Consider the following 12,822-nt stretch of genomic DNA (forward strand, 5'->3'; position numbering starts at 1 on the left):
GCTCAGTCGCCCCGTGCCGCTGCGACGAGGGAATCGATGACGTCGTGCATGCTGATGCCTTCCGCGCGGGCGGCGAAGTTGAGTGCCATGCGGTGCTGGAGAACCGGATGGGCAAGGGCCAGAACGTCGTCGACGGAAGGCGCCAGGCGTCCTTCGTAAAGCGCGCGGGCGCGCGTGCAAAGCATCAGCGCCTGGCCGGCGCGGGGGCCCGGGCCCCACGAGACGTGCCGGTCCGTCTCGGCGTTGCCGCTGCCAGGCCGGGCCGAACGCACGAGCGAAAGGATGGCGTCGACCACCTTTTCCGTCACCGGCATGCGCCGGATGAGCATCTGGATCTCCCGCAGGCGCTCGCCCGTGATGACGGGGGTCGCCTCGGCATCTTCCGTGCCCGTGGTTTCGGTCAGGATACGCCGCTCGGCGTCGAGCTCGGGATAGGTCACGTCGATCTGCATGAGGAAGCGGTCGAGCTGTGCCTCGGGCAGGGGGTAGGTGCCTTCCTGTTCGAGCGGGTTCTGCGTGGCGAGCACGTGGAAAGGCTTCGGCAGGTCGTTGCGTTCGCCGGCCACGGTCACGTGATATTCCTGCATGGCCTGGAGCAGGGCGGACTGCGTGCGCGGCGAGGCGCGGTTGATCTCGTCGGCCATCAGGAGCTGCGCGAAGATCGGCCCGCGCACGAAGCGGAAGGAGCGCCGGCCGCTGGCGTCCTGGTCCATGACTTCGGTGCCGATGATGTCGGAAGGCATGAGGTCCGGCGTGAACTGGACGCGGCCCGAATCGAGGCCGAGCACCGTGCCGAGGGCGGCGACGAGCTTCGTCTTGGCCAGTCCCGGCACACCGACCAGCAGACCGTGGCCGCCGGCGAGGATGGCGAGCAGCGAGCGTTCGACCACCGCTTCCTGGCCGAAGATGACGCTGCCGACATGCTCGCGCACGCGGGCGATGTCTTCGAGAGCGGATTCGGCCGCGGCGACCATCTCCTTCTCGCTCATGGCATGTTCGCTGGTCTGCTGGATGCCCATGGCGCACGATCTCCCGCGTCTGGGTTGCCTGGACTGGCGCCCTTGTCGAAGGATGCCATCGTCGCCGGGGCTTTGCCCGGCATGCCGGTTTAGCTTATTCGAGCAGGAATTGCAGGCAAAGCCGTGAACGATCACTATCTGCGGAGCTTGGAGAAATTGTGGTGGTAATGGCCAGGGACGATCTGACGAAGGACGGTGCGGCGAACGGCGGGGCGCAAAGCGGGCTGGACGCGCTCGTCGCCCGCGCCTGGGAAGGTGCGGGACGCGGTCGCGGTCTGCCGCCCGTGGAAAAGTGGGAGCCGGACTTCTGCGGCGAGATCGACATGGTGATCGCCGCCGACGGGACATGGTTCTATCAGGGCACGCCGATCGGAAGGCCGGCGCTGGTGCGGCTTTTTTCGACCGTCCTGCGCAAGGACGCCGACGGGCGCACCTATCTCGTCACGCCGGTGGAAAAGCTCGCGATCACCGTCGAGGATGCCGCTTTCCTCGCTGTCGAGATGCAGTGCGAGACGCGCGACGACGGGCCGGTGCTGACCTTTCGCACCACGACCGGTGACGTGATCGAGGCGGGGCACGATCATGCGCTGCGCTTTTCGCTCGAAAGCGGAATGGACGAAGTGAAGCCCTATCTGCACGTGCGCGGCCGGCTGGAAGCGCTCGTCTCACGCGCGGTCATGTACGAACTTGTCGAGCGGGGCGAGGACATCGAGATCGACGGGCGCACCATGTTCGCCGTTCGCTCCGGCGGTGCCGTCTTCCCCATCATGGCGAGGGACACGCTGGACGCACTGGCGCAATGAGCGACATTTCCGATCCGGGGTCGTTCACCGCGGCGGATTTTCGCCGGCGTATCGCGAAGCGCGGATCCGCCCTTTCCGATCCTTCCACCTATGCCGGCGACCATCGGCTCAATCCCTCCATGATCGAGGAACTGGAAAGGGAGGATCTTCGCCACGCGGCGGTGCTCGTGCCCGTCATCGACACCGGCGCGGAAGCCCGGATCATCCTCACGCAGCGCACCACGAGTTTGCGCAAGCATTCCGGCCAGATCGCCTTTCCCGGCGGCGGGATCGATCCGGGCGACGCCTCGCCGGAAGCGGCTGCCCTTCGCGAAGCGAACGAGGAGATCGGCCTCGACCCCTCTCTGGTGGAGACGCTCGCGCGCCTGCCGGATTACCTGACGGCGACCGGATTCCGCATCACGCCGGTGATCGCGCTCGTCGACGGCGGCTTCAGCACGAAAATCAATCCCGCCGAGGTGGCCGCGGTCTTCGAAGTGCCACTGTCCTTCGTTATGGACGCACGAAACCACGGACGCGGCAGCCGTGAGTGGAAGGGGAAATCGCGCCACTTTTTCACCATGCCCTACGGCGAATGGTTCATCTGGGGCATCACGGCCGGCATCATCCGAACGCTTTACGAAAGGCTCTACGCTTGACACGAACGATCCGATCCGCCGTTGGCCGGGATTCCTGGTTCCGGGAGCCGGGATTGCAGCGTATCATGCGGCTCCTGAACCGCGACGAGGCGGAGACGCGCGTCGTCGGCGGTGCCGTGCGCAACGCGCTCCTCGACCGGCCGGTGGACGAGGTGGATCTGGCGACGACACTGAAGCCGGAGGCCGTGATCGAGCGCGCCGGGGAGGCGGGCCTCAAGAGCGTGCCGACCGGCATCGAGCACGGCACGGTGACGCTCGTCATCGCCGGCCACTCCTACGAGGTGACGACGCTGCGTTCCGACGTCGAGACGGACGGTCGCCATGCGACGGTCGCCTTCGGAACGGACTGGCAGGCGGATGCCGAGCGGCGGGACCTGACGATCAACGCCCTTTATGCCGATGCCGACGGCGCGGTCATCGACCCGGTCGGTGGCCTTGCCGACCTCGCCGCGGGAACGGTGCGCTTCATCGGCGACCCCGAGACGCGCATCGCCGAGGACTATCTGCGCATCCTGCGCTTCTTCCGCTTCTTTGCCTGGTACGGCTCCGGCCGGCCGGAGCCGGAAGGCCTGAAGGCTTGTGCGCGCGAAAAGGACCAGATCGCCCGGTTGTCCGCCGAACGGGTGTGGAGCGAGACCCGCAAGCTTCTGGCCGCCCCGGACCCCGGCCGCGCGCTCTTGTGGATGCGCCAGTCCGGCGTGCTGACGGCCGTGCTGCCGGAAACCGAAAAATGGGGCATCGATTCCGTGCCCGCGATGGTCGGCACCGAAAAGGCGTTCAAGTGGAACCCGGATGCGCTTTTGCGGCTGATGGCGATCGTCCCGCCCGAGACCGAACGGCTCGATGCGCTCGCCAAGCGGCTGAAGCTCTCGCGCGCCGAAGCCGATCGCCTCGAGGACTGGGCGGAGGCGCCGCAGGTTCCCTACGACATCAAGGACGCCGCCTTCGACCGGCTGCTCTATGCCAACAAGCCGCCGGCGGTGATCGACCGGCTCAAGCTGCAGCTCGCTTCCGCACGGGGACGCGCCATCACCGATTCGAAGGCGATGGTGGAAGCGGCCGCAATGTCGCGGCTGATCGAGCGTGCCAAGAAATGGCGTCGCCCGTCCATGCCGCTCGGCGGCGCGGACCTGAAGGAGCAGGGCGTGGAGGAGGGGCCGCGCATGGGCCGGATCCTGGCCCGGCTCGAGGCGGCGTGGCTCGACAGCGATTTCCGGCTCGATCGCGATGCGCTGCTCGAAAGGCTGCCCGAGGCGATCGGCTCGGAGTGAGACGCCGCGCGATGCCGGCTCAAGCGGATCGTTCGCGGCGTCGGGATTGCTTCCGTCCGGTATGCGAACTCGGCAGCCTCAAGCCGCGCGGTCGCTGCCGTCGTCGTGGATGCGTTGCTTGACGTTCTCGACCATCGATTCGCGCATGACGCGTTCGCCGTGTACCTCGCGCAGATGGTCGACCGCCCGATGGACGATCTCCGCCTCCTCCTCGGCACTGGTGTGCCATTCGCAGCCGGGTACGAGTGAACCGCATTCAAAGGTCTTCATGATCGACTCCTTCCTCGTTCACGACAGAGAAAACGGTGCGATGGGTCGATCGTTCCCGTTTCGCGGCACGCACGCGATCAGGCGAAGCGCACCAGCGGCGGCATCGAGGAGAGGATCGAATCGACGTTGCCGCCCGTGCGCAGGCCGAAGATCGTGCCGCGATCGTAGAGCAGGTTGAACTCCACGTAGCGGCCGCGCCGCACGAGCTGTTCCTCGCGCTCGGCCTCGCTCCAGGGCGTGTCGAAGTGCCGGCGCACTATCTGCGGATAGACGCGTTCGAGCGCGCGTCCGACATCCTGCGTAAAGGCGAAGTCCGCATCCCATCCGCCGGCTTCCTCGTCGGAGTGCAGGTAGTCGTAGAAGATACCGCCGATGCCGCGCGGCTCGTTGCGGTGCTTCAGGAAGAAATAATCGTCGCACCATTGCTTGTAACGGTCGTAGTCGGCGACGGCATGGGACGTGCACGCCGCCTGCATCGCGTGGTGGAAGGCCTGCGCGTCGGCGTCTTCCTGGTTGCGCTGGCGTTCGAGCACCGGGGTGAGGTCCGCGCCGCCGCCGAACCACTGCCGGCTGGTCACGACCATGCGGGTGTTCATGTGCACCGTCGGCACGTTCGGATTCACGGGATGGGCGATCAGCGAGATGCCGGACGCCCAGAAGTTCGGATCCTCCTCGGTGCCGGGGATCTGGTTGCGGAACTCGGGCGAGAACTGGCCGAAGACGGTCGAGGTGTGGATGCCGGCCTTTTCGAAGACGCGACCGTGCAGCATCGACATGGTTCCGCCGCCGCCCGTTTCGCCGCGGTCCCATTCGCGCCGTTCGAAGCGGCCCGCAGCGCGGTCGGACAGCGGGCCGGAAAGGTCGTCCTCCAGCGTTTCGAACGCTGCGCACAGCCGGTCGCGCAACGTCTCGAACCATGCGCGCGCCGCTTCCTTCTTGGCATCGAGCTCGTCGGGAAGCCCGTTCGGCAGTTCCGGCTTTTCCATGGCGTTTCCTCGTCATTGGTCGCTTGGGGTCGCTTGGGGTCGCTCGTGCGTCGCGTCCACGACTCGCAAAAGTGCATGCGGCGCGCTACCCTTTTGTCGTGAAGGTTTGAGCAGCGTTTCGAGTTTCATGACCAGAGTGCCTTCTCCTCCACCGATGAACGGCCTGCGCCGGCAGATCGCCCGTGCGCGTGAGCGCCGGCAGGATCCGGCTTCGAGCTTCGTGCGCGAGACCTTCCGACTACCGCGCGCGGACGCTCGCGCCAAGGCGCGCGAATGGTTCGATACCTGGCCGAAGGCCGCCTACTGGACGACCGTGGAAAGCTGGAGGCAGCTGCCGGACGACCATATCGAGTTCACGATGCGGCGCCTGCCGACCGCGGATTGAACGGACGGACCCTCGTACATTTTGACACGCCTTTTTCGACAACCTTGGCGGGAAATCCGGCGAGCGGTTCACTTTGGCTTTACCTTTGGCGTGCATGCATTCGTCGAGCAGAGGGCCTCGATGACCGATCCATTACGTAAAGCTGCAGCGCGCATGCGCCCCGGTTCGCTGGCATCCGGTCTCGGGCTCGTTCTTCTGGCGGCCGTCTCCTATTTCGCCGGCGTTCGGCTGAGCGTCGCGTTCGTTCCCATGATGCCCGCCGGCGGCACATGGGACTGGTGGGTTCCGGTGTGGATTTCCACCGGTCTTGCCGTCGCTCTCGTCTTCCGGTTCGGCTGGCAGGTCGTTCCCGGTCTCGTCATCGGCTCGCTTGCCAGCGAGATCCACATGGGTACGCCCGTGCTCATCGGTCTTGCGATCGCCATCCTGAACGGTACGCAGCCTCTCGTGCTGCAGCATCTCATGGGGCGTCGGCACGATCCGGCACACATGTTCGCACGCGTCGGGCCGGTCTTCCGCTTCATCTACGCGACCGCCGTCAGCACCGGGCTCTACAGCGTCTTCTTCGGGTCGCTCGTCCTGCACCTTTCCGGCAGGACGGGTTTCGACGGGCCGAGCCTCCTGTGGGTCAGATGGATGCTCGGCGATCTCAGCGCCATATTCCTGGTGACGCCGATCCTGACGCTGATGCTCTTTCGCCAGGTCGACACGCGGCACGTGATCGAGCCGGAAAGCATCGCCGTGTTCCTCGTCGCCGGTCTGGTGACCGCCGGCCTCTTCGCAACGGACGGGATCGCGCTGCCGGTCGGCTTCGTCCTCTTCCCGATCGTCGTCTGGGCGGCGTTGCGGCGCAACGCGTTCGTCGTATCGATGACGGTGCTTCTGATAACCGTCATCGCCACGGTCCTGACGGCGATGGGGCACGGCCCGTTCATCGCCGTCGCGCAGGCGAACTACGCCATCCTTCCGCTGCAATACCTGATCGCGGCGCTCGCCCTGACCGGCCTGCTTCTGTGCAGCGCGACCGCCGAGCGGAACCGGCTTCAATCCGAGCTTGCCGACATGCTGACCCGGCTCGACGGCGAGGTCGGCGAGCGCACCCGCGAACTGGCCGAGACGAACCGCCACCTCAACGCGGAGATCGCCGCGCACGAGCGCGCCACCCGCGTGATCGAAGGGCGCAACCGCATCATGCAGAAGCTGGCGCGCGGCAGCGCGCTCGACGAGCTTCTCCAGGACCTCGCCCAGGAAGTGACCGCCTTTCGCGACCGGTGGACGGTACGCATCGCGCTCGCCGATCCGCGCGGCCATGCACGCGTCGCGGCGATCGGCGGCGAGGGCGCGCACCGGGAAACGCTTCGCCGCGACATCGACGTCTACGGAGCGGGCCGCGTGTTCCTGAACACCGCGATCATGGCGGGGCCGGACCATCGGCTCGGCACGCTGTCGATCCTGCTCGAACCCGGCACGCCTTTCACCGAGGAGGATCGGGTCTTTCTGGCCGAGACCGCCGATCTCGCAAGCGTGCTCATCGAACACCGCGAACGCGAGGAGCGGCTTCGCACGCTGGTGCGCTACGATTCGCTGACGGGCGTCTTCAACCGCACGGCCTTCGAGGAAGCACTGCAGGAAATGATGGGCGAGGCGGCACGGGAGAAAGAGAAGGTCTACGTGCTCTATCTCGACCTCGACGGCTTCAAGGCCGTCAACGACACCTTCGGCCACGACGCCGGCGACCGGCTGCTTGTCGAGGCGGCGTCGCGCGTAAGCACGGCGGCCGGGACGCACGCCTGCGTCGGGCGCTTCGGTGGCGACGAATTCGTGGTTGCCATGTCGGCCGTGGAGCGTGTGGACGTCGAGGCGACGGCGCGCGCGATCATCCGCAGTTGCCATATCGACGACGCCGTTCCGGGCTCCGCGACCAACGTCTCGGCCAGCATCGGCATCAGCGCGTATCCGGGCGACGCGACCACCGTCGAGGCCATGGTGCGCAGCGCCGATACGGCGATGTACGTCGCCAAGCGGGTAGGCGGCAGCTGCTACGCCTTCAGCGGCGAACGCGCCGGCGGCCTGCATGCGCGCGTATGGGGCGAAATGCGCGCGCCGCACAGCGCGAGCGTCCTTTCGAGCCAGGTCGGATAGGTCATCCGCGCATCGATGGAAAGCCTTTTGTCTGGCGCAGCGCCTCGCTGGCCAGAATGCCGGCGGCGACCGCCACGTTGAGCGAGCGGCTTCCCTCGGCGAGGGGAATGCGAATGCGCATGTCGGCCTTCGCGTGGACGTGCTCGGGAACGCCCGCGCTTTCGCGTCCCATGAGCAGGACGTCGTCGCCGGCGAACGCATGGTCGAGGAAGGATCCGGCGGCGTGCGTGGTCGAAAGCACGAGCCGGCGACCCTCGCCACGTCGCCATGCTTCGAACGCTTCCCAACTCGCATGCCGCACCAGTCGCGCTTCGGCGAGATAGTCCATCCCGGCCCGTTTCAGGGCGCGATCGGTGAGCACGAAGCCGGCCGGCTCGATCAGGTCGACCGTGAGGTCGAGGCACGCCGCCATGCGCAGGATCGTGCCCGTATTGCCCGGTATGTCCGGCTGGTAGAGGGCAATACGCAGGTTGCTCATCGGTTTGTCTGGACGGCGGATGAAATGATCAGTCGCCCTCGAAGGCGAGCAGCGTGTTCACCGGCACGTTGAGCGCTTCGAGCCTGGCGCGTCCGCCGAGATCCGGCAGATCGATGACGAAGCACGCCGAGACGATCTTCGCCCCCATCTGGCGCAGGAGCTTGACGGCCGCTTCCGCCGTGCCGCCGGTCGCGATCAGGTCGTCGACGAGGATGATTTCCTCGCCTTCGGCGACGGCGTCGCGGTGGATCTCCATCTCGTCGATGCCGTATTCGAGGCTGTAGGCAACGCGCACGGTCTCGTGCGGCAGCTTGCCTTTCTTGCGGATCGGCACGAAGCCGGCGGAAAGCTGGTGCGCGACTGCCCCGCCGAGAATGAAGCCGCGCGCCTCGATGCCTGCGATCTTGCCGATCGACCGGCCGGCATAGGGCTGGACGAGCGCGTCCACGGTACGGCGAAAGGCGCCTGCGTCGCCGAGCAGCGTCGTGATGTCGCGAAACTGCACGCCCGCTTTCGGATAGTCGGGAATCGTGCGGATCGCCTTCGTCAGTTCGTCGGACAGATCGGACATGGTTCGTCTCCTCACACAGCTGGCCGCACGCGAAAACGGGCGCTCCCGGCGCCCGCTTGTCGTCGAACTCGGCGATGCTCCCGGCGATCAGTGATCGTCGAGGCGCGAATAGATCGCCTTTTTCGTGTAATAGATGAGAACGGTGAAGATCGCCAGAAAGATGATGACGACGAAGCCGGTCTCCTTGCGCTCGACCATGTGCGGCTCGGCCGCCCACATCTGGAAGGCCGCGATGTCCTTGGCGTACTGATCGACGGTCTCGGGGGTACCGTCGTCGTACTTCACGACGCCGTCGGAGAGCGGCGGCGGCATCTTCAGGAAGGCCGCGCTGTGGAAATAGGGGTTGTAGTAGCCCCCCTGCGGGACGCGCATGCCCTTCGGCGGGTCCTGATAGCCCGTCAGCAGCGCATGGACGTAATCCGGCCCCTTCGTCGTGTACATCGTGAAGATGTCGAAGACGAAGCCCGGGAAGCCGCTTTCCACCGCGCGCGCCTTGGCGATGGTGGAAAAGTCCGGCGGTGCCGCGCCGCCATTGGCGTAGGCGGCGGCTTCCGTATTGGCGAACGGGGCGGGGAAATAGTCGTTCGGCTTGCCCTGCCGCTTGAACATCTCGCCCTGGTCGTTCGGGCCGTCCGTCACCTGGTGCGAAGCGGCGAACCCCTTCACCTGATCTTCGCTGTAGCCAAGATCCGTCAAATTTCGGAAGGCGACCATGTTGAGCGAATGGCAGCCCGAGCACACCTCGGTGTAGACCTTGAGACCGCGCTGGAGCTGGCCCTTGTCCCATGTGCCGAACGGACCGGCGAAGGACCAGGAGAGCCGCGGCGGGTCCTTGATCGGGTAGTGCGGAATGTCCGCGGCACCGGCTGCAACGCTTGCGAGCGGTGCTGCGAGGCCGATCGCCAGTGCGGCTGCGACAAGCTTCTTCATCGTCTTTTCCCTCCCTCTCGCCTCAACCGCGGTCTTCGGGCGCGGCGGTCGCACCCGCCGGACGACCGGCCGAAGTCTGGCGCCTGGAAAGCACCGCCTCGGTGATCGAGTTCGGCAGTCGCCTCGGCTTTTCGACGAGGCCGAGAAGCGGCATGATGATGAGGAAGAAGCCGAAATAGTAGAGCGTGCCGAGCTGGGCGGTCAGCACGATCGCACCCTGCGGCGGCTGCGAGCCGCACCAGCCGAGAAGCAGGCAATCGACGATGAACAGCCAGAAGCACACCTTGTAGACCGGCCGGTAGACGGCCGAGCGCACCTTCGAGGTATCGAGCCACGGCACGACGAAGAGCACGAGGATGGAGGCGAACATGGTCAGCACGCCGCCGAGCTTCGAGTTGATCGGCCCGAGGTTGAAGGTGATAGCGCGCAGCATCGCGTAGAAGGGAAGGAAGTACCATTCGGGCACGATTTCGGCCGGCGTCTTCAGCGAGTTCGCCTCGATGTAGTTGTCCGCATGGCCGAGATAGTTCGGCATGTAGAAGACGAAATAGGCGAAGACGAGGAAGAACACGGACATGCCGAGCGCGTCCTTGATCGTCGCGTAGGGCGTGAACGGAATGGTGTCGGTCTTCTTGCGGATGTCGACGCCCGTCGGGTTGGTCTGCCCCGTCACGTGGAGTGCCCAGATGTGAAGGATGACGACGCCGGCGATCATGAACGGCAACAGGTAATGCAGCGAATAGAAGCGGTTGAGCGTCGGCTGGCCGACGGCGAAGCCGCCGATCAGGAGCCGCTGGATCCAGTCGCCGACCGCCGGAAAGGCCGAGAAGAAGCCGGTGATGACCGTTGCGCCCCAGAACGACATCTGCCCCCAGGGCAGCACGTAGCCCATGAAGGCGGTGCCCATCATGAGGAACAGGATGACGACGCCGAGGATCCACAGAAGCTCGCGGGGCGCCTTGTAGGAGCCGTAATACAGACCGCGCGCGATGTGGAGGTAGACGGCGAGGAAGAAGAACGACGCGCCGTTGGCGTGTAGGTAGCGCAGCAGCCAGCCATAATTGACGTCGCGCATGATGAACTCGACCGAGGTGAACGCCTGGTCGGTCGAGGCGACGTAGTGCATGGCGAGCACGATGCCGGTCAGCATCTGCAGGCCGAGCATGATCGAGAGAATGCCGCCGAACGTATAGGCGTAGTTCAGATTGCGCGGCACGGGATAGGAAACGAAGCTGTCGTGCATGAGCCGCGGCAGCGGCAGACGCGTGTCGATCCACTTCGTGAACCCCGAACGCGGTGCGTAGGTCGAATGATCCCCACTCATCGATGCTCTCTCCCTCAGCCGATCCTGACCGTCTTGCCCGGTGTCAAGTCGAAGGGCGGCAGTTCCATGTTGTACGGTGCGGGACCGTGCCTGATGCGCCCAGCGGTATCGTAGACGGAGCCGTGGCACGGGCAGAACCAGCCGCCGAACTCGCCCTGTTCGCCGAGCGGAATGCAACCGAGATGCGTGCAGACCTGGATCATCACGAACCAGTTCTCCTTGCCCTTGCCGGCGGAGCGGTTGATGTCGGTCGCATCGGCGTTGGCATCGAGATTGGCGTTGCGCGCCACCGGATCCTTCAGGTCGGAAAGTTGGACGTCCTTGGCTTCCTGCACTTCCTTGTCGGTGCGGTTACGGATCGTCACCGGCTTGCCGCGCCATTTCACCTGAAGGGTCGAACCCTTTTCGAGGCTCGAGATGTCGACCTCGATCGAGGCGGCGGCGAGCGTGGAAGCGTCGGGCCGCATCTGGTCGATGAACGGCCATGCGAGCGAGGCGGCACCGACCACGCCGGCCATGCCCGTCGCCAGGTACAGGAAATCGCGTCGGTTCGGTTCGTGCTCCGAATCGGCCGTCGTTTCGTGCTCGCTCACCTTGGAACCTTCCTCTCCAAACCCGCGCCGCCCTTATGGGCGACATGCACTCCCCGCGCCGCGTTCGCGCCAGGACCCTCATCGTGCATCGAGTTCCCTCCGAACCGCGGCTTCTAGCCTCGATACGAAATTCTGTCCAGCGAACGCAACGCCCGGGCGCCAGTTTGTCGCAGAAAATTCGCCGCGGCAAATGGCAGCGCCCGCCGAAACGCTTCCGTATAGACCTGAAAGGCCCTATGTCGCCCGAATGCAGGATGTCCTGGGCAAGCTCGTCGACGATTTGCGTGCCGACCGCCGCGTCCAGGTCGCAGACCTGAAGCGTATGCTCGCCGTCATCGATGCCGAGATCGCAGCCGCGCTTGAAAGGGGCGATGGCGTCCCGGCCCCGATCCGCGACGTGCGCGAAGTCGTTGCCCGCGCCTGTGGTGCGGGCACGCGTGCCGATGGCTGGGACGACGATGGCGACACGGCAGGGATCCCACCCGCAGGCGACGACCCGACCTGAAAGGCCCTAGGGGCCCGGGCTGCCGAGCCCGCAGAACCTACCGTTCCAGTCGGGCGAGCAGGGCGGAGGTATCCCATCGGTTGCCGCCCATTGCCTGCACTTCCGCGTAGAACTGGTCGACCAGGGCGGCGACGGGAACCTGTGCGCCGTTGTTGCGCGCTTCGGCGAGCACGATCGAAAGGTCCTTGCGCATCCAGTCGACCGCGAAGCCGTGGTCGTATTCGCCGGCATCCATCGTCTTCCAGCGGTTTTCCATCTGCCACGACCCGGCTGCCCCTTGCGAGATGACGGAGACGACGTTTTCGATGTCGAGGCCGGCGCGCTTGCCGAAATGCAGCCCTTCGGCGAGGCCCTGGACGAGGCCGGCGATGCAGATCTGGTTGATCATCTTCGTCAGCTGGCCGGCACCGGCCGGGCCCATCAATCCGACCATGCGCGCATAGGCGTCGATGACCGGCTTCGCCCTGTCGAAGGCTGCCTGCTCGCCGCCGACCATCACGGTCAGCTTGCCGTTCTCCGCTCCCGCCTGACCGCCGGAGACCGGAGCATCGAGGAAGGCGGCACCCTTTTCACGTGCTGCTTCATCGAGTTCGCGGGCGATGTCGGCCGAAGCGGTGGTGTTGTCGATGTAGACGGCGTTCTCGCCGAGCGATTCGAAGAGGCCGTCCTCGGCAAGCGTCACCGAGCGAAGATCGTTGTCGTTGCCGACGCAGGTGAAGACGAACTCAGCCCCCTCGGCCGCCTTCGCCGGCGTCTCTGCAAGCGTTCCGTCGTGTTCCGACACCCAGGCCTCGGCCTTCTTGCGGGTCCGGTTGAAGACGCGGACCTCGTGTCCGGCCCTCTTCAGGTGCCCGGCCATGGGATAGCCCATCACGCCGAGGCCGATGAATGCGACGGTTGCCATTGC

General features: G+C 65.8%; 15 protein-coding genes. 6 read left to right on the forward strand and 9 right to left on the reverse strand.

The genetic code is table 11. The annotated features are described in order from the left end of the window. Positions 1 to 2: 2 nt before the first annotated feature. Positions 3 to 1,019 carry an AAA family ATPase gene (locus FJU11_RS01200; RefSeq protein ID WP_141165172.1) on the reverse strand — a complete coding sequence of 339 codons (1,017 nt, stop codon included), beginning with the start codon at positions 1,017 to 1,019 and terminating at the stop codon, positions 3 to 5. Positions 1,020 to 1,186: 167 nt separating this feature from the next. On the opposite strand from FJU11_RS01200, the gene FJU11_RS01205 reads away from it, so the two are divergent. From FJU11_RS01205 to FJU11_RS01215, 3 genes are all read left to right on the forward strand, one after another. After that, on the forward strand, positions 1,187 to 1,822 hold the full coding sequence (locus tag FJU11_RS01205; RefSeq protein ID WP_141165173.1) for a DUF1285 domain-containing protein: 636 nt from the start codon (positions 1,187 to 1,189) through the stop codon (positions 1,820 to 1,822). Then, on the forward strand, positions 1,819 to 2,460 hold the full coding sequence (locus FJU11_RS01210; RefSeq protein WP_141165174.1) for a CoA pyrophosphatase: 642 nt from the start codon (positions 1,819 to 1,821) through the stop codon (positions 2,458 to 2,460). The genes FJU11_RS01205 and FJU11_RS01210 overlap by 4 nt, the downstream gene beginning before the upstream one ends. Positions 2,461 to 2,525: 65 nt before the next feature. After that, positions 2,526 to 3,731, forward strand: a complete 1,206-nt coding sequence (locus FJU11_RS01215) for a CCA tRNA nucleotidyltransferase (RefSeq protein ID WP_235890749.1) — start codon at positions 2,526 to 2,528, stop codon at positions 3,729 to 3,731. 78 nt (positions 3,732 to 3,809) lie between these two features. Here FJU11_RS01215 and FJU11_RS01220 read toward each other — a convergent pair whose 3' ends face one another. After that, on the reverse strand, positions 3,810 to 4,001 hold the full coding sequence (locus FJU11_RS01220; protein WP_141165176.1) for a DUF1059 domain-containing protein: 192 nt from the start codon (positions 3,999 to 4,001) through the stop codon (positions 3,810 to 3,812). Between the two features lie 77 nt (positions 4,002 to 4,078). Next, positions 4,079 to 4,987 (reverse strand): oxygen-dependent coproporphyrinogen oxidase, encoded by a 909-nt coding sequence (gene hemF / locus FJU11_RS01225; RefSeq protein ID WP_141165177.1) that lies wholly within the window; start codon positions 4,985 to 4,987, stop codon positions 4,079 to 4,081. Between the two features lie 127 nt (positions 4,988 to 5,114). Between hemF and FJU11_RS01230 the strand changes: the two genes are divergently transcribed. Next, positions 5,115 to 5,372, forward strand: coding sequence for a hypothetical protein (locus tag FJU11_RS01230; protein ID WP_141165178.1), 258 nt, complete (start codon positions 5,115 to 5,117; stop codon positions 5,370 to 5,372). A 120-nt stretch (positions 5,373 to 5,492) separates the two neighbouring features. Then, positions 5,493 to 7,514: a sensor domain-containing diguanylate cyclase gene (locus FJU11_RS01235; RefSeq protein ID WP_141165179.1), complete on the forward strand. Its 2,022-nt coding sequence runs from the start codon at positions 5,493 to 5,495 to the stop codon at positions 7,512 to 7,514. A gap of 1 nt (position 7,515) precedes the next feature. Here FJU11_RS01235 and FJU11_RS01240 read toward each other — a convergent pair whose 3' ends face one another. The 5 genes from FJU11_RS01240 to petA form a co-directional block, all read right to left on the reverse strand. Further along, positions 7,516 to 7,992, reverse strand: coding sequence for a tRNA (cytidine(34)-2'-O)-methyltransferase (locus tag FJU11_RS01240; RefSeq protein ID WP_141165180.1), 477 nt, complete (start codon positions 7,990 to 7,992; stop codon positions 7,516 to 7,518). 28 nt (positions 7,993 to 8,020) lie between these two features. Continuing rightward, entirely contained in the window at positions 8,021 to 8,563 is a 543-nt protein-coding gene (locus FJU11_RS01245; RefSeq protein ID WP_141165181.1) for an adenine phosphoribosyltransferase, read from the reverse strand. A gap of 87 nt (positions 8,564 to 8,650) precedes the next feature. Then, on the reverse strand, positions 8,651 to 9,493 hold the full coding sequence (locus FJU11_RS01250) for a cytochrome c1 (protein ID WP_141165182.1): 843 nt from the start codon (positions 9,491 to 9,493) through the stop codon (positions 8,651 to 8,653). Between the two features lie 22 nt (positions 9,494 to 9,515). Then, on the reverse strand, positions 9,516 to 10,817 hold the full coding sequence (locus FJU11_RS01255) for a cytochrome b (protein WP_141165183.1): 1,302 nt from the start codon (positions 10,815 to 10,817) through the stop codon (positions 9,516 to 9,518). Between the two features lie 14 nt (positions 10,818 to 10,831). After that, entirely contained in the window at positions 10,832 to 11,410 is a 579-nt protein-coding gene (petA, locus tag FJU11_RS01260) for a ubiquinol-cytochrome c reductase iron-sulfur subunit (RefSeq protein WP_141165184.1), read from the reverse strand. 247 nt (positions 11,411 to 11,657) lie between these two features. Between petA and FJU11_RS01265 the strand changes: the two genes are divergently transcribed. Beyond that, on the forward strand, positions 11,658 to 11,915 hold the full coding sequence (locus FJU11_RS01265; protein ID WP_141165185.1) for a hypothetical protein: 258 nt from the start codon (positions 11,658 to 11,660) through the stop codon (positions 11,913 to 11,915). A 37-nt stretch (positions 11,916 to 11,952) separates the two neighbouring features. Here FJU11_RS01265 and FJU11_RS01270 read toward each other — a convergent pair whose 3' ends face one another. Continuing rightward, positions 11,953 to 12,819 (reverse strand): NAD(P)-dependent oxidoreductase, encoded by an 867-nt coding sequence (locus tag FJU11_RS01270; RefSeq protein ID WP_141165186.1) that lies wholly within the window; start codon positions 12,817 to 12,819, stop codon positions 11,953 to 11,955. Between the last annotated feature and the right edge of the window lie 3 nt (positions 12,820 to 12,822).

The organism is Pararhizobium mangrovi (assembly GCF_006516965.1).
GTDB classification, from domain to species: domain Bacteria; phylum Pseudomonadota; class Alphaproteobacteria; order Rhizobiales; family Rhizobiaceae; genus Pararhizobium_B; species Pararhizobium_B mangrovi.